This window comes from Cryobacterium sp. AP27, assembly GCF_056680495.1.
In genome coordinates, this window is the sequence record NZ_CM155285.1 from 2,322,592 (window position 1) to 2,343,362 (window position 20,771).

Sequence of the window (20,771 nt, forward strand, 5' to 3'; positions counted from 1 at the left end):
TTAACATGTGAGGATCTAGAAGAGCGTGACTCGGACGATGCTTTCGGCAGGAACCGGCTGGCCGGCGGGTGGGTCTTGATCGGCTACCGTGTCGCTGAACCCGCGGGCAATGACCTGCAGGGCCAAGCCGTTCGCCGCCGCCAACGATTGTGCCTCTGCCACGCGCAAACCGATGAAGTTCGGGGTGATCACGATGGGCGCCGTGTATTCGAATGCGGCGGTCCCCAGTTGCTGGCCGGCGCTTTCCACCGAGAGCATGAGGGATCGCGGCTGTGCCGTCGCCGGCATCACAATCGTGTAGTCGGTGCCACTGACCCGAGTTGCCGTGAATTCCGAACCGAAGTTCAGGTCAACGACGGTGGTGGGCTCAGCGAACCTGCCCTGCAGGTGCACGACGGTGATCTGATTGTACGTACCGGAGACCGGCGAGATGCCGGTCAGCTCAAGCGTCACCGACGGCGAAGGGGTGGGGGTGGGGGTGTCTCCTCTGGTCAGGATGACGACGGCGGTGACGGCGGCAATGAGCAGCACGGCTGCAATCAGCAGAATCCACCAACGGCGCGGCGCAGGGGGCGGAGGAGGCTTGTCGGCAACGACAACCTCGACGGTGCGCCCGAGTTCCGCATAGTCCTCAGGGGCGTCGTCGGCCGAGTAGGGAATGAGCTTGAAGACGTGGGTGCCGGCGGCCGCTCCGGTCGCAATGAAATCCACCTCGTACTGTTCGGTCACGCCCGGGGCCAGGGTGCGTTGCGGTTCCGGCACGGTGGCCTGCGGCGCCGGCGGGTTGGCGTCGCCGACCGCAGGAAAAACGCCCAGCACCACGCGCTCCGCGGTCGACGAGGCATTGTGGACGGATGCCGTCACGGTGCCCCGGTCGTTCACGAGGATCACCTGGGCGGAGCTGAGCGTCATCGACAGGTGCTTCATGACGCGCTCAAGTGCAGGCGGCAGGCAGCGAGGCCCGGGCAGGTCAGGCTCAGGGAGCCGCCGGCCCGGCCGATGGTGAGGTCGGTGGTGGCGCCGGGGTCGAGCTTCTGGGCGGCATCCGTTCCCTCGATCGTCATACTCACGGTCACGGTGCTGGGAGCCGACACCACCTCGAGCGTTCCCCGTTTGGTGACTGGGCCGAGGTCGAAGGTTCCCCCGAAGGCGGCGATACTGAACGTACATCCCTGCTGAACGGTAATCTGCTGCCCGGCGATGGCGCACCGACCGGCGGTGAGCAGCAGGTCGGCCGTCGTGAGCGGGGCGACCGGAGCGATGCCGGTGAGGCGGGAGGGCAGGGAGCCGTCCGCCGGCCGATCGCCGCCGCCCAGGCTCACGCCGAAGACGAAGACCAGCACGGCGATACCGGCGACGACGCCGGCGATGATGAGGGGTCTGCGGTTGTTCTCGGCCATCAGCGCGCCCCGCCGTCACTCGGCGCCGGGGCCACGATCTCGTGGGTGATGTGCGCCGGTTTCATGGCACCGACGATGCGCTGCACGAGGTCGATCTGATCGGCGGCGGCGGCCGGGACCGTGACAACCACATGGAAATCCCCAGGCCGGTCGGTGACGCCGAATCCGTGGCATCCGGTGGCGAGCTGCAGCATCCGGGTGAGCCCCGCCGGCGTCCCTCGAGTCGCCGACAGGTCGGCCGCGTTGGCGATCAGGTCACGTTCCCGCGCCGCGTCAATGACGGATCCCCCACTCGGGCCCTGGCCGGTCAGCCAGTCCAGGTCCACCCAGCTGGCGAGGTATCCGATGAGCCCGGTCGGGGCACGATAGGGGTGCACGACCGTGTCGATCGAGTCGAGCACGTCGAGCACGGGCGCGTGAAAATCGGCGGTGACGGCGAGGAGCGCGCGGAGCGGTGCGCTCTGCTCCACCGATACCTGAAACACCTCGGGCAGGATGCTCAGCATCAGCGATTCCGTGAGCACGGGGCGCGTCGGCGTGGTGTCAGTCACGGGCACGCACCACCTCAATGCGGTGATCCCCCGAGCAGAAGAGCCAGGTGGGCGGCAGGGTGATCAGCGTGTCGACGACACGAGCGGTGCAGCTGTGCCAGGTGGTCGCGTCGTCGGTGGACCGGTAGATTCCCGCGGGGCCGGCACCGAGCACGAGGGAACTCCCGTCGTCCCGCAGCGCGCCGGACACCGACCGCACCGGGTGGAAACGGGCCCGGTCGCGCAGCGGCAGTCCGCAGTTGACGTCCCGCTGGTCCCACTGGCGTGTGGTCCCTGCGGCAAGCGGAAGCCGCAGCACCCCGCCGCTCTGCGTCGCGGCGTATGCCGCATCACCCGTGATGTGCACGCCCCAACAGCTTCCGCCGCTCCACCCTGCTCCGAGCTCCTCCCACGAGGCCAGGAGCGCCGCGTCAATCGTGGTGCGGGCGAGGTCGTCGATGCGCAGGCGGGCGCACCCCGTGCCACCGCCCTCCGGAACGGCCCGGCCGAGCCACAGGTACGTGGCCGGCCCGTCGTATTGAACGGCGAGGCAGCGGATGTCCTCCCCCGCGGACCGCACGCGCTGGAACGACTCGGGCGCCCCACCTCGGGGCGACAGCCACACGCCGGCCGCCGCTTCGGCCGTGAGGATCACGCCGGTCTGTCCGCGCACATCCGTGAAGGAGTCGATCGCGTAGAAGCCACGGTCTGGTTGGGTTGGATCCACGAGATTCTGCACGGGGATCGCGCCCGGGGCATCGCCCAGCTCGTAGAGGCCCTTTTCTCCGGCGAGGAGCAACACGGGCCGTCCCGTCCGATCGACCCAGGCGAGGTCCGCGAGGGTGAAGCCCAGTTCGGCCCGGCGGCTCCAGCTTTCGCCCAGATCGTCGCTCACGTATACGCGCGACCCGTCGCCGTGGTCCGTGGCGACGGCGACCATGCCCGGGTGTGCCGTCGCAGCTCCCCTGGCCACCTTGAATGGAACGATGGAGCGAACGTTTTCGCCGGCGAATTGGGCGCACGCCTCCCACCCGTCACCGAAATTGGTGGTGCGGAACAGCACGTCGTCCTGGGCGGCGAACCAGGTTCCCGCCTGCCCCTCGGCCTGGACGAGGGAGGCGGCCTCCGAGTCGGGGACCTGGTTCAGCTCCAGCCTCACCCGGTCGACGTACCGCACGCCCGGTTCGGCCTCCTCCATCGCCCGGTACAGGTTGGAGGCATGCAACGGCCGACCGAACCCGAAACCGAAGCCCACCCCGGTTCCCGAGGTGCCGCCGGGAAGCGGGTTGATGGCCTCGTTGAGCCTGCGCACAATACGGTCTTTCACCGCGAGCGGGTCTTCATCGGGGCGGACGACGACCCGGGCGTCGACGAGCACCTGTTTGTAGCGGGCCCAGCGCACCACGGGCGTGGCACCGATGGTCGCGCGGTCCCTCAGATAGCGATCCACCTCGGCACGCACGTCTTCCCTGCCCTGCGTATCGAGCTGCTCGAGACCGATCGCACCGTTCACCCGGGACGCGACCGGCACCTGTGGTACGAGAACGACGCCCACCTCCCCCGGGTTGGCGAACGACCACACGTCCAGACGGGTCAGCGCATGGGCCCTGGCGACCCCGCCGTGCCGAGACGCCAGCACCTCGTAGTCGCGGGCCGTCACTGCTCGATCGCGGGCCTGAAAATCCTGCGGGGCACGCTGCAGCGCGTCGGCCAGGGGTTCCTGATCGCGGCCGCCGGTCGCCGGCTCGGGATTACTCACCCGCACCCCGGGCAGGGAACTGCGCAGCACCGTGAGATGACCGGCCGGAACGTTTCCCCGCTCGCCGCCACCGGCGCGAAACCACGCGCGAACCTGGGCGCCCGGAGAGGGAACCACGGGCGGCGAGGACGGGGTCCGATCGCTCCACCAGGCGAAGATCACCGTTCCCGACGTGCGGTCGACGCGCACCACGGGTTCCCCCGGGGTCGCATCGGCGAAGGCATCCACCTCGCGGCAGAAGCGGAACGGCCGGCCGTCGACGAGTACGGCCTCGCCGCTGGCCAGGCTGGAACCCTCCGGCACCTCAATGCCGATGTTGAGGCCGTCTCCGGATACGACCGGGGCGCCCGGAAGAACGAAGACCTGGCCGGGACGGCCGGTCCCGACCCCGAGCAGCGCGGCATCGACGAACTCCGAATCCACGGCGTCCACGCTGACGCTCTGGGTGCCGGCCGCCAGCACGGCGTCCGCCACCGTCGTGAACACCGGCTGCGCGGCACCGGGAATCCCGGGCGGCGGACTCACCTGGGTTCCCCGAGGAATCAGAATGTCGGGACCGTCCGTGGCGACCCGGGTGAACTGCAGGGTGGCCGAGGCGGCACTCGGCGGATAGACCGAGGTGCCGAGCAGGTTGAGGTACACGGCGTACAGCTTCTCGGGCACCCGGTTGAGCCGGTACATGAGCAGGTCGGTCAGGTGCGCGAACGCCTCCACGAGCACCACTCCGGGGTCGTGAACCGAAAGGTCCGTCCAGTCGGGATCGACCTGGCGGATGCGTTCGCGTGCGCTGTCGACGAGTTCGACGAAGCTGCGGTCGTCAAGGTTGGGTACGGGGATGCTCATTCCGGGCTCCTCCTCGTTGTGGTGCTGCCGGATGGGCCCGCGAGCGGCACCGCCACGGCGACCTCGTCGTCGTTCTGCGTGGCGCGCACCCGGTAGCGGAGGCGCACCTCCAGCAGGGCAGGGTCGTCCGGTGCACACGTTGCGTCGAGCGACAGCACGTCGATGCGTCGCTCCCACCGCCGCAGGGCGCTCGCAACGTAGTGGATGGCGAGCCCGGCCGTGGTGTCGTCTCCCGGGGCGAAAACGAGCCGGAACAGGTGGCAGCCGTAATCGGGTCGATTCACCCGCTCGCCGGGTCTCGTGCTCAGCAGCAACAGCACCGCCTGGCGCACGGACGCGTCGGCCGAGACGGTGGCAAGTCGACCGTCCGGCGTGAGACGAAGCCCCGCAGTGCCGGCCGACACATCGAAGTCGGGGTGCACCAGGGCGATTGCGCGATACCGGGCGGCGGTCATGTCGACGCCCGGGCGAAGCCCTGGCCCGGCGAGCGCACCGTGTATTTGACGGCGCCCGGCGGGGTTCCGTCGGTGTAGCCCTCCACCGTGTCCAGGCACACGGCCAGGCCGCCGATCCGCACGAACGTGGAGTACCCCTTCGCCACCACGAGGGTGGCCTTGCAGGGCTTGATGTTGAGGCCGACATTGGGGCATCCGTTGATGCTGCGCCCCTGCGGGTCGGGTTGCACGAGCACGGGGGAACCGGTCACCGCCACCCACTCCTGCGAGGGCTCGTTGACGACGGAACCGTCGTGGCCGCAGCGCAGCACCCCCTTCTGCACGAGAATCTTCATGTCGCCTCCTCGAAATCCACGGTTCTGGCGCGCACTCGCAACGCGCGCCCCGGTGCTTCGATAGTGAGGTCGGTCGCGGAGTGGATGAGGAACTGCTCGGGGGTGAGCGAGAGGGACGAGCCGTGGCCGTCCTCCACGCGGATGCTGCGAGCCGCGCCGTCGAGCACGACGCGCTGCCCGTCGGCGGTCGCCAGCGTGAACCGGCGCCCGCGTTCTCCGCTCAGGTCCGCATCGGGCACCTGCTCCGGCCCGAAGAGACCACCGAGCACGATGGCGTCGTTGGGGTCGCCCGCTGCGAGGAGAACAAGCACGGTGTCGTCGACGTTGGGTAGCAGCACTGCTCCCTTGCCGGTTCCGGCCCCCATGGTGAGCACCGGCGCCCACCCCGTGCTCACATGGGGGAAGGCCGCCAGATCCACGCGCACCCGGCCGCGCTGTTCCGGGTCGTCCACCTCGATGACGAGGCCGAGCGTCGTCACGTCCGCCGCTCGGGTACCGGCCGTGGCCGGCGCAACCGGCGGCGGCGTCGTGGAAACGGTGGTCTCATATCCGTTTCCCGCGATCGAATGCACAACGCGGCATGCCGTGTACGTTCCCTCGAAGTTCGGGGCCACGCCGCTGATCCTGATTCGGCCGCCCACCCGGATGCGCGGATCCCCCTCGGCCACGAAGACACCGGTCACTTCGCCGCCTGCCCGCACGTCCAGTTCGGCCTGCGCCAGGTCGGCGGCCGTGGCGTCGTCGGCCAGCGGGTCGTTCTGACGCAGCAGGGCGCCGCCGCCCCCGACGCTCTGCGGGGCGGCGTCGGCGCGCACCCGTGCCCTGGCCCGATTGTCGGTCGAGTCTCCCCACACCTCGGCGGCCTGCGCCGGGTTCCAACCGGTGACGACCGTGCTCAAGAACGCCGGTTCCTGGCTCAACTCCACTTCGGCGGAATGCAACGACGACCCGAGGAGCAGGTCGATGGGGTCCCCCTCACCCGTGAGGTCCACAAGCCGAAGGGTTCCCTCGTCTACCACGGGGTAGAGTCCCAGCCGGCGGCTCGCCTCCACGAGCAGGCTCAGGTCGGAGCGGGCGAGTTGGTAGACCGGTCCCGGCCGCCCGTTTCCGCCCACCACGCTGAGCCCCGTTCCGGCGCAGAGCGCGGTGGCGAGACCGTTGAGATCGACGTTGTCGTGCAGACGGGTGAACTGTCGTTTCCGCAGTCGGTGCAGGGCGTCGTAGGCCCGCACGCGTATTTCTTCGGAGAGGTCGGCCGCGTAGCTGTGCTCGACCACAGTGACCTCACCGACGAACAGCGCCCGGCGCACACCGGCGATCTCCACTCGGAGGGCGTCGCCGGGCGCCGGGTTCACCCGGCGCCCGGCATCGAGTGTGACCCAGTTGATGCGGCACATGGCGGGTTGGGCGAGCGCGGCGGTGACTTCGATCGTCGCCACGGAGGACGCCTCCGCCGCCGTGAGCCGGTCCCGGCCGAGGGTGATCGTGATGTCGGGCAGCCCCTGCACGTCGCTCATCGCGGCTGCTCTCCGAATGGCGGAAGGGACAACCTCCCGCTGAAGTGAAAGGGGTCATCGACGTTGCTGAATTCGAGGATGGCCTTGGTGAGCAGCGGTGTGCCGTAGGCGAGCATGGACAGGATGCCGTATTCGCGGGTGGGCGTCAGCGGCCTCGGCACATCGGCGAGAGGTGAATCCGGGGCGAGAGTTTCCACGCCGCCGTCTCCCGGAACCGCCACGGTCTCCACTGGAGGGGCGGTCAGGTCAACAACGGGCAGGCGCTGCGCGAGCTCGAAGTTTTCGCCCCCTTCCTCGTCGGCGCTCTGGCCCACCCGCACGAACACGAGCCGCATCCAGGACCGTAGCGGGGAACCGTCCGCCGCGAACCGATCGAAGCGCTCGGCCACCTCGGTGACGATGCCGGGCATGTCCCACGCCCGTCCCCACAGGAAGTGAACGGACGGCGGTCGTCGTTTCTTGTCGACCTCGGCGGAGTTCTCGGCGAGTTTCCAGATCGGGCGGGTCATTTGACGCACGTCGGACACGGTCACGTTCTGGGGCGCCAGGTCCACGTCGAAGACCAGGTCGAGTCGAAGCTCGGTGTGCCCGCCTCCGGTGAAGTGCAGGGGGTCGTCGGCGAGTCCCGCGCCGGTCAGGCGACCACCGGCGGAGCGGCGCGGCTCAACGCCCGCGGTGCGCGACATCACCACCGTTTCCGGGTTGAGCAGGCATCCGAAGTGTTCCCCGGTGTCTTCGATGAGAAACGCGACCCGTTCCATGTCACACGCTCGCCTGCTCCTCGGCGAGGCGCCGCGCCCGGGTGACCTCGCGGATGACCGACTCGGCGCTGGCCCCGCTCACCGTGAACGGGCGCGGCGAGGACAGCTCCGGCCAGGGGTGGGTCGCCGCCGGGGCACCCGCGGCGAGCGCTCGCGCGTCGGCGGGCGAGGGCCGCGGCGACCCGTCTGGGGAGCCGTCGTGAGCCGGTCCGCGCCGGGCTGCGGCTGCGGAAACGTCGAACCCCGGCCGCGGTTCCCCCCGGGCACCGTAGGAACGGATGCCGACGGTCTCTCGAGCCGCACCGCTCGGGGACGCGGGCGCCGGGGTCGTGGGTGGAGGGGTGTGCGGGATCACAGCTGCCGTGCGGTCGCCGTCGTGGGCGTTCGGCGCCGTCGACGCGCGGGACACCGCTCCCGCGGGAGCCGAGGTCGACGGGGCGCCGGGCGTTCTCAGCACGATGCGGCGGGGTGCTCCGGTGAGCGCATCCCGGGGGTCGGCGTCTGCCGCGCCGCGGGCCGGCGGCGATGTGGGCGCTGGTGTCGGCGGTGGAGTGGCTGACCGGCGCAGGCGCAGGCGCGCCGCGGGGCGATCGTTGGACGAGGCCGCCGCCACGGTGTCCGCGGGGCGATCCGCGCCGACGTTCGACGGCGTGTCGGCGCGCACCCTGGACTCCGGTCGCGGAGAGCCCGAACGGACCTCCCCGACCCAGGGAGCACCACGGCGGGCATCTCCGTGCGGCCCCGCAGGCGCCGGAGGCACGCCCGGCGGATCGACGTCCGTCGGAAGGACCGTCGGATGACCTGACGCCCGATGGCCAGTTGCCGCCTGACCTGTTGCCGAGTGACCGGTTGCCGCATGGCGTTCCGCCGGGTTCTCCGGACGTGACCCGTCGCCCGGATCGGGCCCGACGTACTCGGGCTGCCTCGGGTCCGGCGCCGCCCGGTCCGCCTGGTGCCGGCCCGGGCGCGCGGCCGGCGGGAGCGACGCCTCCCGAATCCGGCGCAGCCAGTGGTCCGGCGCACCGTCCGGATCCGCGACCCACGACAACGACGAATCGGTGTCGCCCGCGTCGGTGCCGGTGCCGACGATCGGACGGCGCACCACTGCATCCGCCGGGCGCTTCGTCGACGCGTCGGTCGGGTGCCACACGCGGGTGAGCGTGCGCACGGCCTCGGCGAGCCGGCTAAGCGGGCGGCGTCGCGGGAGCATCGTCGAGTTTCAGCTGATCGTAGGCGAGGCTGAGCGACTCGATCGCCAGCTCCTTGCCGAGGGCGTCCAGCGGTGCACCCGACCACTCACACGGCCACGCGCCGATCAGGTTCCAGCGTCGCACTTCGGTCGTTCCGGCGTCGTTGAGCATCGCCAGCGACACGTTGCGGCGCTCCACCCGGCCGTCGACGGCCGCGAAAAGCCACTGCAACAGCTCCTTGGAGTCGGTCAGGCCGTAGCGCAGCGTCACCGGCGGGTACTCGACCGGCCCCGGCATCGTACGCACGGCCGCGTTGTCTCCGCCTTCCCGCCACAGCAGACGCGGAATCTTGACGCCGAGACCGTCCACCCGGGTGAAGTGCCCCTGCACCACGGTCTGGATCACGAGCTTGAAGTTGTACGCCCGATAGGGATCGACGACGTTGCCCGGCTGCGCCTGCGGTGCTGCGGCCTGCGGTGGTGGAGTAGGTGCGTCAGACATGTCAGCCTCCCAGGTTTTCGATCTCGGTGGTATCCACCGATTGCATGAGTTTGAAGACGATGAATTCGGCCGGTTTCACCGGGGCGAGGCCGATGATCGTCACGAGCCGACCGGCGTCGCGTACCTCGGGCGGGTTGGTCTCCGCATCGCACTTCACGAAGAACGCCTGCTGCGGGGTTGTGCCGAACAGGGCGCCGTCGTGCCAGACATTCGTGAGAAAGTTGCCGATGTCCCGGCGCAGGGATCGCCACAACTCGTCCTTGTTGGGTTCGAACACCGCCCACCGGGTGCCTTCCTCGATCGATTCCTTGATCATGTTGGTCAGCCGCCGCACGGGTACGTAGCGGTACTCGCTCGCCTCGGGGGCCTTGGTGCGCGCACCCCACACGCGGATGCCCTCCCCCGGAAAATAGCGGATGCAGTTGACCCCGGCCGGGTTGAGCACCTCCTGCTCGCCGCGGCTGATGCGCTGCCGGAGGTCGAGAGCCCCCTGGATGGGCTCGTTCGCGGGGGCCTTGTGCACGCCGCGGCTCGCGTCGACGCGTGCCCAGACCCCGGCGATGTGGCCGGAGGGCGGCTGAGTGACCCTGATCCCGGAAACGGGATCGACCACGACCAGCCAGGGCACATAGATCGCGGCATAGCCGCCGGGAGACTGGGGCGGGCCGAGCGACAACTGCGTGTCCTCCCCGTCGCTCGCCGTGTTCTTGCTCGGCACGCCGGAGGTCGCCACCCGGGTCAGCGCCGAGACGTCGGGACCGTAGTCTTCCACGGCGTCGAGGATGGCGACCCGATCCTGGCGCAGCGGGTGTTCGCAGTGCTCGATGAGGGCGGCGTACGAGTCGGCATCGGCGTAGCCGGGCGCCGCGACGATGGAAATGTCGTCGATTTTCTCCAGGTTGCGCAGGCCGGTGGGTTTCGCCGCCGTGCCGAGAAGGCTACCGCCGGTGCCGATGTTCACGACGTAGCACCGTCCGCCTCCGTTGTTGAAGAATCCGTAGACGGCATTGGACAGCGGCGTTCCCACCGTCGCCGTGCCGACGAAGATATCCACGAACTGCGTCCAGTTGTCGAGCACGACCGTCTGGTCAAGTCGAGCCTTGGCATCCGGGGCCACGCCCACAAATGCGGCGATGCTCGAGTTCACCTGCCCGATCGCCCGGGCGCCGCTCGGCACCTCCTGTACGTACACGCCCGGAGCAAGATAGTTGGGCATGTTGTTCTCCTTTCATTGAGTGTTGCCGAGGCGGTTACTGGGGTGCCCAGGCCAGGGTGAGCGTGGGGTCAACGGGTGCCGTCACCGCCAGTGACTGCCCGTGGTATTCGACAATGAAGTCCTGAACGGCATCGGGGGTGGAGAGCAACGAGAATGCGCCGGAACCATCACTGACGACCGCGAGCGCCGAGGAGCGGGAGCGGATGCTCGCCCCGGGGAGTCCGTGCCCGTCCGGCCCCACGACGATGCCGCGCAACAACCGTCCGATCACCGTGGTGAGCTGCAACGGTTCGAGGATCGGCGGGCCCTCCGGCTCACTCAGCCGCAGGGTCACGGGCACCCGCACCATGAACCCGAGGCCGGTTCCGCCGCCGGTCTCGGCCGGATCCAGGGAGCTCACGGCGTAGCGTGCGCTCTTCTCGACGGCGCCGAGCATCTGCTCGACGTGTTCGATGCTGCGCGGCCCGGTGCAGACCACGGCCGCACCGAGTTCGAGATCGAGCACCGGACCGTCCCGACGCGATCGACCGATGCGATCCACGGTGATCACGCGAACGATCACGGGGTCGGTGGGAACAGGGCCGCCGTCAGCCACCCCGACGCTGTCGGGTGCCACCGCGTCGGCGAGCACCGAAACCAGACTGGACAGGGTCGATCGCACAACGCTCACGTTGCACCTCTTTCCCGAGTTCCCAGCGGTAACTGTGCAGACACAATACTCCCGCCGCTGCCGGGTGTCACCGGCAGCGCTGGTCATTGCCTGCGGGACGAGGCCGACGGGCCTATGCTGTCGGCACAGAGTCGAGACGATCATTTGAGGCGCAGGGCACGTCGACATGGCAGACAACCACCGCGGCACCAGTCACCGTTCCGGGGGCACCCATGTGTGAGGTGCCGGCGCGGCGCATCTCCTCCGCCCTTCAACCCTCCCGCATCATCCTCACGGTGCTGGCCGTCGGCCTGGTCGTCGTCGGAATCCTGCTCCGCGACCTGATGGGTCTGGTGCTGCTCGGCCTCGGGGCGGTCGCGCTGCTCGCGGCCGTGGCCTTTCCCGTGATCAAGCAGGTGGAGTTCGGCTTTCCCATGGGCGTCAGGGTATCGACGGCGCTGCGCGACCGGGACACCGAGTTGCAGGCCGCGTTCACCCAGCAGCGCGGTGATCTCGGCCTGTACACCCAGCTGATGTGCGACGATCCGGAAGTGGCGACCCGGCTGCTCGAGGCGGCCTGGGCGCGCACGGCAGCTCTGTGGCGCGGCCCGGTCACCCCCGCGCTGCGCGACTACGTACTGTGCGAATTCGTGCGGCTGCTGACAAAACAGTCCCAGTGGAACCGTATCCCGGCCGGCGCACCGAGCGTCGGCAGCCGAGCAGCGCCGGAAAGCGCGCTATCTGAGCTGCCGGTCGCCGCACGCATCCTGGTGGTGCTGCGGGAATTCGCCGATCTGCCCCTCGCTCAGATCGCGTCACTCACCAATCAGCCCATCGCCGCGGTGACGACCGGCCTCCGTAGCGCACAAGAACGGCTCGCTCGCCCCGACGCGTCGAATGACGACTCATGAACGCCCGACTCCGACGCAGGCTGCTCGCGGATGCCGCGATGGCGTCCCACGCGCACCCCGCGGAGGTGAGGCGAGCGCTGAAGCGCGGCATGCTGCGCTACCGCGCGCGCGTCTGGATGATGTACACGGCCGTTACGGTGGTCTGGCTCGTCATCGCCGGTTCCCTCACACTGAATCATCCGGCGGCCCGGGCACTGATGGAGAACGCCTCCGATTCCACTCCGGTGACACCCTCGTCCGAACCGACCCAGGAGTCGAGCCCCAGCACCAGCCCCAACACCGCGACCCCGAGCGCAACCTCCTCCCCCACGCTCCAGAGCATCAGCATCCTGCCACCAGAAGCCATCTCGCTGGTTGAGGGAATGGAGCAGGAGTTGAGCGTTCTCGGCCACTTCAGCGACGGGTCGAGCAGCCTGCTGACGGGCACGCCCGCGTGGACTTCCGACAATGACAAGGTCATACAGATCTCGAACCAGGGAATCGCATCGGCAGTCAGCGCGGGTGACACCACGGTTTCGGTCACACTGGGTGAGTTCAAGGCCACGGCGAGCGTCGTCGTTGACCGGCGTGTCCTCACCGGACTGACCATCAGCCCGGGACCCTTCGGTGCCCTGCGCCAGCCGATCATGCACAACCTGCAGCCGGGTCAGAACCTCACGCTCATCGCCATCGGAACCTACAACGACGGCACGTCGGCCGTCGTCGACACTGTGGCGTGGTCCTCCGACGACGAAACCGTCGCCACGATCGATGGCGGGACGGTGAGCGCCATCGCCCCCGGCACGGCGATCATCACCGCAAGGGTCTTTCTGACGCATTTCCCGTCACGAAAAGTTCAGATCACGGCCCAATACCCGGTAGTGGTCGCCAAGCCAGACGTTGCCGCTCCGCCAACAGCACCCGCCCCGACCAACACACACGTTGTGCAGTGAAATCGCCACCGGGCCGCCGACCGAGGCGAAAGCCCCTACCCCGATAGCGCCGGGCCAACTACGGTCGTGACTATTGTTTGCGACCAGAAGGAACCCCACCATGACCCATGCCGGACCGGCCCCGCGCAACGGCGCACCACACGCCTCGCCGCACGCGATCGAGGTGCGCGACCTCGACAAATCGTTCGGTACGAACGTGGCGCTCGCGGGCGTGAGCTTCACGATTGCCCGCGGCAGCGTCTTCGGGGTCATCGGCCCCAACGGCGCCGGCAAAACCACCTTGATGCGCACCCTGCTCGACATCATTCGTCCCACCGCGGGCACGGCCACCGTGCTCGGCACGGATTCCCGCAACGCCGGCCCGGAGCTCCGACACCGCATCGGGTACCTGCCCGGGGACCTGATTCTCGAAGGTCGGATCAGCGGCCGGCGACTGCTCCGGCACTACGCCGATATCTCCGGGCCGGTGCGCGAGGGGCGCATCGAACAGTTGGCCGACCGCTTCAGGCTCGACCTGGACGCTCCGGTGCGCAAGCTCTCCAAGGGAAACAAGCAGAAGCTCGGCGTGATCCAGGCATTCATGCATGAACCGGAGTTGCTCGTTCTCGACGAACCCACCAGCGGGCTGGACCCGCTGATGCAGCAGGAGTTTCTGAGCCTGGTGCAGGAGGCCAGCGAGGCCGGCCAGACCGTGTTCCTCTCCTCCCACGTGATCAGCGAGATCCAACAGGCCGCCGACGAGGTGGCGATCCTCCGCGATGGCCGCATCGTCACGATCGCGAGCGTCGACGAGCTGCGCAATACCGCGATCCGCCACCTGCGCATGTCGGCGTCGGGGGTCGGCGCCGCGGAACTCACCGCGGTCCTGGCCGCCGTGCCTGGTGTGGGCGACCTGGCGTGCACCGTCGACTCGGCCGCCTTGGCCACGGCCACGGCCACCCTGAGCGGTGCGGTCCGGCCCTTCGTGCAGGCGATCGCCGTCCTGCAGGTGACCGACCTCGTGCTGGAAGAACCCGATCTGGAAGAGTCGGTACTCACCCTGTACTCCGCACCGGCGGCATCCGATGCCGTGCCGGCGGGGGCTCGGTCATGACGGCACCGGTGCTTCGACCGCGCGGCGCGGGGCGCACGCCCGAGCTGCGCCGGGCGCGGCTGCCCGTCTTCGGGAAGGTCTTCAGCGAAAGCCGGCGATCGCTCATCGGGTGGTCGCTCGGGCTCACCGCCGCGGCGTCGCTCTATCTGCCGCTCTTTCCGAGCATGAACCAGAACTCGCAGATGCAGGACCTGATCGACAGCATGCCTGCGGAACTCACCCGCACCATGAACTATGAACAGATCGGGACCGGTCCCGGCTATGCGCAGGCCACTCTTTTCGGTCTGATCGGATTCGTTCTGCTGAGCATCGCCGCGATCAGCTGGGGCGCGTCTGCCCTCGGCGGCGACGAAGAATCGGGCCAGCTGGAACTCACCCTCGCCCACGGCGTGACGCGGGTGCAGGTCGCACTCGCGAGGTTTGCGGCGCTGGCGGTGAAGGTTCTGGGCCTGGCCGCGCTCACCTGCGCACTCGTGTGGTTGTGGAACGGCCCGGCGCAATTGGAGATCGACCCGTATAATCTGCTCGGCACCGGGATGCTGTTCGGCGGGCTTGTGCTGCTGAGCGGATCGGTCGCACTTTTGTGCGGCGCTCTGACGGGCCGGCGCATCTGGGGCATCGGAGGCGGCGCCGGCGTGGCGGTGATCGGCTACACGTTCAACGCGATCGGAAATCAGAACGCCACAGTGGAATGGTTGCACGGGCTCTCACCGTACTACTGGGCCTTCGGCCACAATCCGCTCAGCTCGGGCGCGAATTGGGGTGTCGTCGTGCTTCTCCTGGCAATCTCGATCCTGCTGGCCGGGGCAACCGCCGTTGCGTTGCGGCACCGAGATGTGGGCGTGTGACCGAATTCTCATGTCGGACGCGTAGCCTTGAGTGACCCTCGACAATCGCGGGTTCCTGAAAGGCTCTTCGTGGACACCATCCAGCTCCAGCACTTTACCGCCGTCGCGGAGGAGTTGAACTTCACTCGCGCGGCGAAAAACCTCAACGTGCCGCGCATGACGGTGAGCGTGTCGGTGAAGGACCTGGAGGCAGAACTCGGTCAGGCTCTGTTCGATCGCAGCACCGATGTCACCCGGCTGACCAAGGCCGGCGCGGCCCTCCTGTCGGACATCCACTACGAGGCAGAGAAGAACGCCCCGCCGCCCCGCCCGCCGGGAGGCAAGGCCAAGGCCTCCAAGGGAAAGGGCCGTACGCCCGCCGTCAAGGGCGCCCCGCGCGTCGGCAAGAAGCGCCAGTCCCGCTAGCCCGCGCTAAAACCCGCGCTAAAACCGGAGTTTCTGAGACACGCCGGGGCGACACGCCACCCGAGGCCGCGTGTCGCGAAAGTCTCCGGTTATATGGGGCCCGGATGCGCTGAGCTTACTGTTCGTTGACCCGACCCGCCTCCACGTGCCAGTGACGGTCCATTCGGACGTTGCCGAGCATCCGCCGGTCGTGCGTGACGAGCAGGAGCGTGCCGTCATAGGAGTCGAGCGCCTGCTCGAGCTGTTCGATCGCCGCCAGGTCGAGGTGGTTCGTGGGCTCGTCGAGAACGAGCAGGTTCACTCCCCTCGCCTGCAGCAGCGCCAGACCGGCCCTCGTCCGTTCGCCGGGCGACAGCTCATCGACCGGACGATTCACGTGGTCGGCCTTGAGCCCGAACTTGGCCAGCAGGGTGCGCACCTCCGCCACGGTGAGGTCGGGGACCAGGGCCTCAAAACTTTCGGCGAGCGGTTCGGGCCCGACGAGCAGGGTCCGCGCCTGGTCGATTTCCCCGATGCGTACGCTGGCGCCGAGGCTCGACGTACCGGCGTCCGGTGTCGACCGGCCGAGGAGGGCACGCAGCAGGGTGCTCTTGCCGGCGCCGTTCGGCCCGGTGATCCCGATGCGTTCCCCCGCGTTCACCTGCAGGGACACCGGACCGAGCGTGAAATCGCCCTGCCGAATGACGGCCGCCGCGAGCGTTGACACCACGGCGCTCGACCGCGGGGCCGCGCCGATCGTGAACTCGAGCTGCCACTCCTTGCGCGGCTCGTCGACCTCGTCCATGCGTGCGATGCGGCTCTCCATCTGGCGCACCTTCTGCCCCTGCTTCTCGCTGGATTCCGTCGACGCCTTGCGTCGTATCTTGTCATTGTCGGGGGCCTTCTTCATGGCGTTGCGTACGCCCTGGCTCGACCACTCGCGTTGTGTTCTGGCCCGCCCCACCAGGTCGGCCTTTTTGGCCGCGAACTCCTCGAAGTCGTCGCGCTTGTGCCGGCGGGCGGTTTCGCGCTCCTCGAGGTACGCGTCGTAGCCGCCGCCGAACACCCGGTTCGCGCCCTGGGCGAGGTCGAGTTCCAGAACGCGAGTGACGCATCGGGCGAGGAATTCGCGGTCGTGGCTGACGAGCACCGCACCGCCACGGAGACCGCGCACGAACGACTCGAGCCGCTCGAGCCCGTCGAGGTCGAGGTCGTTGGTGGGTTCGTCGAGCAGCACAATGTCGAACCGCGACAGCAGCAGGGCGGCGAGGCCCACGCGCGCCGCCTGACCTCCCGAGAGCGACGTCATCAGCGCGTCGCCGGCAACGTCGGATCCCAGGGTGAGCCCCAGCTCCGCGAGCACAACGGGCAGTCGGTCTTCAAGGTCGGCCGCTCCGCTCGCGAGCCAGCGGTCGAGCGCCGCCGAGTAGACATCGGCCGGGTCCTGGCCATCGGTCCGTGCCGACGTGTCGCCGAGAGCGGACGCAGCAGCGTCCATTTCGAGGGTGGCCTCGGCGCAGCCGGTGCGCCGTGCGATGAAGCCCGACACGCTCTCGCCGGCCAGGCGTTCGTGCTCCTGCGGCAACCAGCCGATGAAGGCATCCGTCGGCACGAGGTTCACGGAGCCCTCCTGCGGTCGCAGGATTCCCGCGAGGAGACGCAACAGCGTGGACTTGCCCGCGCCGTTCACACCCACGACGCCGATGACGTCGCCGGGTGCGACCGTCAGGTCGAGCGAGTCAAAAAGTGTGCGGTGCGAGTACCCGCCGGCCAGGCCCTTGGCCACGAGTGTTCCGGTCATACTCCAATGTTCTCATTGACTCCGGCGTTCCCTTCGACTGCGCCTCCGGCTCAGTCACCCGGCCACTCGTCTTCGAGCGTGACCGACGCCGCGACGGTCAGGTCGATCACGGCGGTGAGCAAAGCCGATGTCGTCGTCGACCGCAGCAGGGCCACCTGGTCAAGAGGACCGACCGGCGCGATCGCCGCAAGTTGCCAGACGGCGGCCACCGGGTCGTGGGAGAGCTCGACGTCTGCGGCCCACCGTTGGTCCACGAATTCGCTCGCGCGGGCGAGCGCACGGCGAACGATCGTCTCGGCCTGCTCACGAAGGGGAAGCAGGCTGTCGTCCCACTCCAGGTCGGCGATCTCGCGCACCCGGGCGACCGGATGCGGGTCTTCCGCGAGCCACTCGATCACTTCGATGCGGCGTTCGCCCTGCGCGAGCAAGGCGACGACGCTCTCGTCTGCGCCGACCTGGGTGATCCGGGCGACCGTGCCGTAGCGAAAACGATGCTCGCCTCCGCCGACTTCCTGCCCTCGCTCGATCAGGACCACGCCGAATTCTGCGGGCTCCGCCTGGAGCACCCTGGCCAGCATCACCAGGTAGCGTTCCTCGAACACCCGCAGCTCAACCGGCATGTAGGGGAACAGAACGGACCCCAGCGGGAACATCGGCAGGTCCGTCACCTCAGGCGCGCCCAAGCGTGAGGCTGCGGGGGACAGAGACTGCGGCAGCGGAGAAGCGCACATTCGGATTGAGGGTCATGTGGTCCTGAGATTACACCTGTGTCAGGCCTGTTGCGTTTGCGCGTGCACCAAACGCACCACCTCATCGGCGCAGCCCCAGCTCATCGTGACGCCCGCACCCCCGTGTCCGTAGCAGGTGACCACGGTGCGCCCGGCGTGCTCGGTGGTCTCCACGCGCGTTGCGGACCGGAACGGGCGCAGGCCGACCTTCGCGTTCAACACCTCGGCGTCGTCGAGGGCCGGAACCAGTGCGCGGGCGCGCCGCAGAATCGCCAGCGTCGTCGCGGGGTCTTCATTGGCGTCCCAGGACCCGGACTCGGCGGTTCCCCCGCAAATCACGTCATCACCGCGGGGGAATATATAGAGCATCCCGTGCGGGTTTTCATCGTCGAGGATCCAGCCCGTGAGGCCCGGATTGCTCAGTCGAACCACCTGCCCGCGGATGGGCGTCATTTCCTCGTCCTGCATCAGCTCCGCTGACCCGAGACCGGCCGCGACCACGATGCAGTCGCTTTCCGGGTCGAAGCCGTGCAGCGTCTGCACGCGTTCCTGCACGAAACGGATGTCGGCATCGCGGCACTGCTCCTGCAGCCAGGGCAGGTAGGTGGACATCTTCACGAACGGCATCGTGCATACCGTTCCCGCCGCCGCCCCGCCCAGCAACTCGTCCGGGCGCGCGTCGCGGAGGTGCTCGAGGGCCGCGGTCCACCAGTCCCGGCGGGGTTCGCTGCGATATAGCGCGATGCCCGGGTTCATCGTGACCCCGGAGTCGGCGTCGTGGGACAACGCCTCGAAGTAGACGAATGACTCGCGTGACCAGCCGATGACGGCCTTTTTCGGGGCGGCTTCGAAGGGAAACCAAATGGCGGCGGCGGCCGCCGAACAGGTGTCTTCCGGCGCGTCCTCCGCGACGACGGTCACCGCGAACCCGGCGCGGGCCAGCTGCAGGGCGCAGGTCAGTCCGATCACACCGCCGCCGATGACAGTCACCGTCGTTGGGGGCTCTGAGCCGGGACTCGTCGAATCCGGCATTTTACTGAGCGGCGTCGTCGCGGTGGGCGTGCAGGGCGCTGGCGATGATCAGGTCCTGCCATCCCATGCCGACGGTCTTGAACAGGGCCGGGCCGGTGCGCGGCTCGGGGCCGTTAACGGCCAGTTGCGAGAGGGTGACCAGGTCGGCGGGGTCGATGCAGCCGTGCTCGATGCCGATGACCACGTCGCCACCTTCGCGAAGCGCCGTGTCGACGTCTTCCACGTACACCCGACTGCGCGCGGCCAACGCGTCATCGGTCTCTCGGGAGGCAGGATCGTGCGAGCCCATCGCCACGACGACCGCGTCGTCACGCACCAGGGCGCCGTCAAAGACGGGTTCGCTCGCGCTGGTGCAGCACACCACGATTTGCGCGTCGGCGACATCGGCGGCGGATCCGGCCGAGGCGGCGAAGCCTTCGGATCGCAGCGTTGCGACGACCGCGTCGGTGCGCTCGGCGGAGCGGCCGACGATTGTGACCCGGGTGAGCGGTCGCACGGCGGCCACGGCACGCACGTGGTACAGCGTCTGGGGGCCGGTGCCGAAAACGATCAGGGTGGAGGCGTCCGCGGCGGCCAGCAGGTCAACACCGAGGGCGGAAACGGCCGGAGTGCGCAGCAGGGTCAGGGCGATGCCGTCGATCAGCGCGACGGGGCGTAGCGTGTTCGACTCGAAAAGTAGGTAGTTTCCCTGAATCCGCGGCAGGTTCGCGGCCGGGTTCTCGGGGGCGACGGTGAGGATCTTGACGCCGGCGTAGTCGCCGAATTCTCCCGGCATGATGAGAAAGCTCCCGCGGTCCAGGGGAATGTTGCCGCGGGCCGGCGTTGCGTGCGGGTCGAGCCCCGCACGCAACGCCGTCGCCAGGGCAAGAACGGCATCTTTCATCGACAGGCCCTCGTTCACCTGATCGGGGGTGATGAGCGCGATCGCGGGTGTTGTCGATGAGATAATGTGCTTCCGTTCTCGGGTGTGGCGCTGTTAATCAATACGGTATTGCTGAAGCGGCATCGCTGCCGCGTCATTACTCGATCAGGCGCGGCTCGCCTACGTCTTCAGCGGATGCCGGCAGGCCGTGGCTTTCGAGGATGTCGACCATTCCGCCCGAGGCGTGCAGCTCGTCGATCGTGGCATCCAGGGCGGTGCCCATGTCGGCGTTGTCCTGGGTGTACGGGAAGCCGGTCTGAGCGGCCTCAACGGTCGCGAGAACGCGCTCGTCGGGGGCTACGGTGGTCACCTGGTAGTCCGTGTCACCGAAGTTGTAGAGCGATGTGCCGAAGGCATCCACGCCGACGCTGATGCGTCCGGCTTCGATGTCCTGCTTCAGCTCAACACTCGACGGGTAGACCTGCAGCTCCGAGCCGAGCAGGGTACGCAGGTCGTCGACCCAGAGATACCCATCGACTGTTCCGACCTTCTCCCCGACCAGACCTTCGACCGTGGTGATGCCGGACTCGGAGATGACGCTGAACTCGTCAAGGTAGTTCGGAGCCGTGAAGTTCACGATTTCGGCGCGAGCGGCCGTGCGGTACCAGTCGCCGATGGTGAGGTCGATGCGCTTGCTCTCGACGGCCGTGACCGCTGCGCTGTAGGTGACCGGAACGTAATCAACGGTGAGGCAGTTTGATTCGGCGAAGGCCGACACGATGTCGACGTCAATGCCCGTCGCGTCGCCGTCCTCGGTGTAGCTGAACGGGGGGATTTCGGTGATTCCCACGGTGAGAGCGCCGGATTCGACGGTGGAAAAATCGAAATCCGGTGCGCAATCATCGGCGACGTTGGTTGTTTCGGCGGCGCTGCACGCTGCGAGGCTTGCGACGAGTCCGGTCACCAGTGCGGCGCCGGCAAAGCTACGTTTCAAGTTCTTCATGTGAATCTCCTACTGTGTTGT

At 68.5% G+C, this 20,771-nt stretch carries 22 protein-coding genes; 5 read left to right on the forward strand and 17 right to left on the reverse strand.

Annotation, left to right across the window (positions count from 1 at the left end):
• Positions 1-15: 15 nt before the first annotated feature.
• From AC1MB9_RS11035 to AC1MB9_RS11090, 12 genes are read right to left on the reverse strand one after another with little or no spacing between them, the layout of a single operon-like run.
• Complete coding sequence (locus AC1MB9_RS11035) at positions 16-927, reverse strand: PASTA domain-containing protein (protein WP_479961998.1); 912 nt, start codon at positions 925-927, stop codon at positions 16-18.
• On the reverse strand, positions 924-1,400 hold the full coding sequence (locus AC1MB9_RS11040) for a hypothetical protein (protein WP_479961999.1): 477 nt from the start codon (positions 1,398-1,400) through the stop codon (positions 924-926). The genes AC1MB9_RS11035 and AC1MB9_RS11040 overlap by 4 nt, the downstream gene beginning before the upstream one ends.
• Positions 1,400-1,951: a phage tail protein gene (locus AC1MB9_RS11045; protein ID WP_479962000.1), complete on the reverse strand. Its 552-nt coding sequence runs from the start codon at positions 1,949-1,951 to the stop codon at positions 1,400-1,402. Before AC1MB9_RS11045 ends, AC1MB9_RS11040 begins: the two co-directional genes overlap by 1 nt.
• On the reverse strand, positions 1,944-4,532 hold the full coding sequence (locus tag AC1MB9_RS11050) for a hypothetical protein (protein WP_479962001.1): 2,589 nt from the start codon (positions 4,530-4,532) through the stop codon (positions 1,944-1,946). The genes AC1MB9_RS11045 and AC1MB9_RS11050 overlap by 8 nt, the downstream gene beginning before the upstream one ends.
• Positions 4,529-4,987 (reverse strand): GPW/gp25 family protein, encoded by a 459-nt coding sequence (locus tag AC1MB9_RS11055; RefSeq protein ID WP_479962002.1) that lies wholly within the window; start codon positions 4,985-4,987, stop codon positions 4,529-4,531. Before AC1MB9_RS11055 ends, AC1MB9_RS11050 begins: the two co-directional genes overlap by 4 nt.
• On the reverse strand, positions 4,984-5,322 hold the full coding sequence (locus AC1MB9_RS11060; protein ID WP_479962003.1) for a hypothetical protein: 339 nt from the start codon (positions 5,320-5,322) through the stop codon (positions 4,984-4,986). Before AC1MB9_RS11060 ends, AC1MB9_RS11055 begins: the two co-directional genes overlap by 4 nt.
• Complete coding sequence (locus AC1MB9_RS11065; protein ID WP_479962004.1) at positions 5,319-6,839, reverse strand: phage baseplate assembly protein V; 1,521 nt, start codon at positions 6,837-6,839, stop codon at positions 5,319-5,321. The genes AC1MB9_RS11060 and AC1MB9_RS11065 overlap by 4 nt, the downstream gene beginning before the upstream one ends.
• Positions 6,836-7,600, reverse strand: coding sequence for a CIS tube protein (locus AC1MB9_RS11070; protein ID WP_479962005.1), 765 nt, complete (start codon positions 7,598-7,600; stop codon positions 6,836-6,838). The genes AC1MB9_RS11065 and AC1MB9_RS11070 overlap by 4 nt, the downstream gene beginning before the upstream one ends.
• Before the next feature lies 1 nt (position 7,601).
• Positions 7,602-8,810, reverse strand: coding sequence for a hypothetical protein (locus AC1MB9_RS11075; RefSeq protein ID WP_479962006.1), 1,209 nt, complete (start codon positions 8,808-8,810; stop codon positions 7,602-7,604).
• Complete coding sequence (locus tag AC1MB9_RS11080) at positions 8,785-9,291, reverse strand: phage tail protein (protein WP_479962007.1); 507 nt, start codon at positions 9,289-9,291, stop codon at positions 8,785-8,787. The genes AC1MB9_RS11075 and AC1MB9_RS11080 overlap by 26 nt, the downstream gene beginning before the upstream one ends.
• Before the next feature lies 1 nt (position 9,292).
• Positions 9,293-10,507: a phage tail sheath family protein gene (locus AC1MB9_RS11085; protein WP_479962008.1), complete on the reverse strand. Its 1,215-nt coding sequence runs from the start codon at positions 10,505-10,507 to the stop codon at positions 9,293-9,295.
• A 34-nt stretch (positions 10,508-10,541) separates the two neighbouring features.
• A complete protein-coding gene (locus AC1MB9_RS11090) occupies positions 10,542-11,177 on the reverse strand; it encodes a hypothetical protein (protein ID WP_479962009.1) in 636 nt (211 codons plus the stop codon).
• Between the two features lie 212 nt (positions 11,178-11,389).
• Between AC1MB9_RS11090 and AC1MB9_RS11095 the strand changes: the two genes are divergently transcribed.
• The 5 genes from AC1MB9_RS11095 to AC1MB9_RS11115 all read left to right on the forward strand — a co-directional run bounded on the left by AC1MB9_RS11095 (position 11,390) and on the right by AC1MB9_RS11115 (position 15,345).
• The gene (locus AC1MB9_RS11095; protein WP_479962010.1) at positions 11,390-12,067 is read left to right on the forward strand and encodes a SigE family RNA polymerase sigma factor; all 678 of its coding nucleotides are present in this window, start codon (positions 11,390-11,392) and stop codon (positions 12,065-12,067) included.
• The gene (locus AC1MB9_RS11100; RefSeq protein ID WP_479962011.1) at positions 12,064-12,999 is read left to right on the forward strand and encodes an Ig-like domain-containing protein; all 936 of its coding nucleotides are present in this window, start codon (positions 12,064-12,066) and stop codon (positions 12,997-12,999) included. Before AC1MB9_RS11095 ends, AC1MB9_RS11100 begins: the two co-directional genes overlap by 4 nt.
• Positions 13,000-13,099: 100 nt before the next feature.
• On the forward strand, positions 13,100-14,092 hold the full coding sequence (locus tag AC1MB9_RS11105; protein WP_479962012.1) for an ABC transporter ATP-binding protein: 993 nt from the start codon (positions 13,100-13,102) through the stop codon (positions 14,090-14,092).
• Entirely contained in the window at positions 14,089-14,940 is an 852-nt protein-coding gene (locus AC1MB9_RS11110) for an ABC transporter permease subunit (protein ID WP_479962013.1), read from the forward strand. Before AC1MB9_RS11105 ends, AC1MB9_RS11110 begins: the two co-directional genes overlap by 4 nt.
• Before the next feature lie 69 nt (positions 14,941-15,009).
• Complete coding sequence (locus AC1MB9_RS11115) at positions 15,010-15,345, forward strand: LysR family transcriptional regulator (RefSeq protein WP_479962014.1); 336 nt, start codon at positions 15,010-15,012, stop codon at positions 15,343-15,345.
• A 115-nt stretch (positions 15,346-15,460) separates the two neighbouring features.
• On the opposite strand, the gene AC1MB9_RS11120 is transcribed toward AC1MB9_RS11115, so the two are convergent.
• The 5 genes from AC1MB9_RS11120 to AC1MB9_RS11140 all read right to left on the reverse strand — a co-directional run bounded on the left by AC1MB9_RS11120 (position 15,461) and on the right by AC1MB9_RS11140 (position 20,750).
• On the reverse strand, positions 15,461-17,125 hold the full coding sequence (locus AC1MB9_RS11120) for an ABC-F family ATP-binding cassette domain-containing protein (RefSeq protein ID WP_479962015.1): 1,665 nt from the start codon (positions 17,123-17,125) through the stop codon (positions 15,461-15,463).
• A 50-nt stretch (positions 17,126-17,175) separates the two neighbouring features.
• The gene (locus tag AC1MB9_RS11125) at positions 17,176-17,808 is read right to left on the reverse strand and encodes an LON peptidase substrate-binding domain-containing protein (protein WP_479962016.1); all 633 of its coding nucleotides are present in this window, start codon (positions 17,806-17,808) and stop codon (positions 17,176-17,178) included.
• Positions 17,809-17,895: 87 nt separating this feature from the next.
• The gene (locus AC1MB9_RS11130; protein WP_479962017.1) at positions 17,896-18,843 is read right to left on the reverse strand and encodes an NAD(P)/FAD-dependent oxidoreductase; all 948 of its coding nucleotides are present in this window, start codon (positions 18,841-18,843) and stop codon (positions 17,896-17,898) included.
• A 43-nt stretch (positions 18,844-18,886) separates the two neighbouring features.
• Positions 18,887-19,786, reverse strand: coding sequence for an ornithine cyclodeaminase family protein (locus AC1MB9_RS11135; protein WP_479962018.1), 900 nt, complete (start codon positions 19,784-19,786; stop codon positions 18,887-18,889).
• A 118-nt stretch (positions 19,787-19,904) separates the two neighbouring features.
• The gene (locus AC1MB9_RS11140; protein WP_479962019.1) at positions 19,905-20,750 is read right to left on the reverse strand and encodes a substrate-binding periplasmic protein; all 846 of its coding nucleotides are present in this window, start codon (positions 20,748-20,750) and stop codon (positions 19,905-19,907) included.
• Positions 20,751-20,771 lie beyond the last annotated feature (21 nt).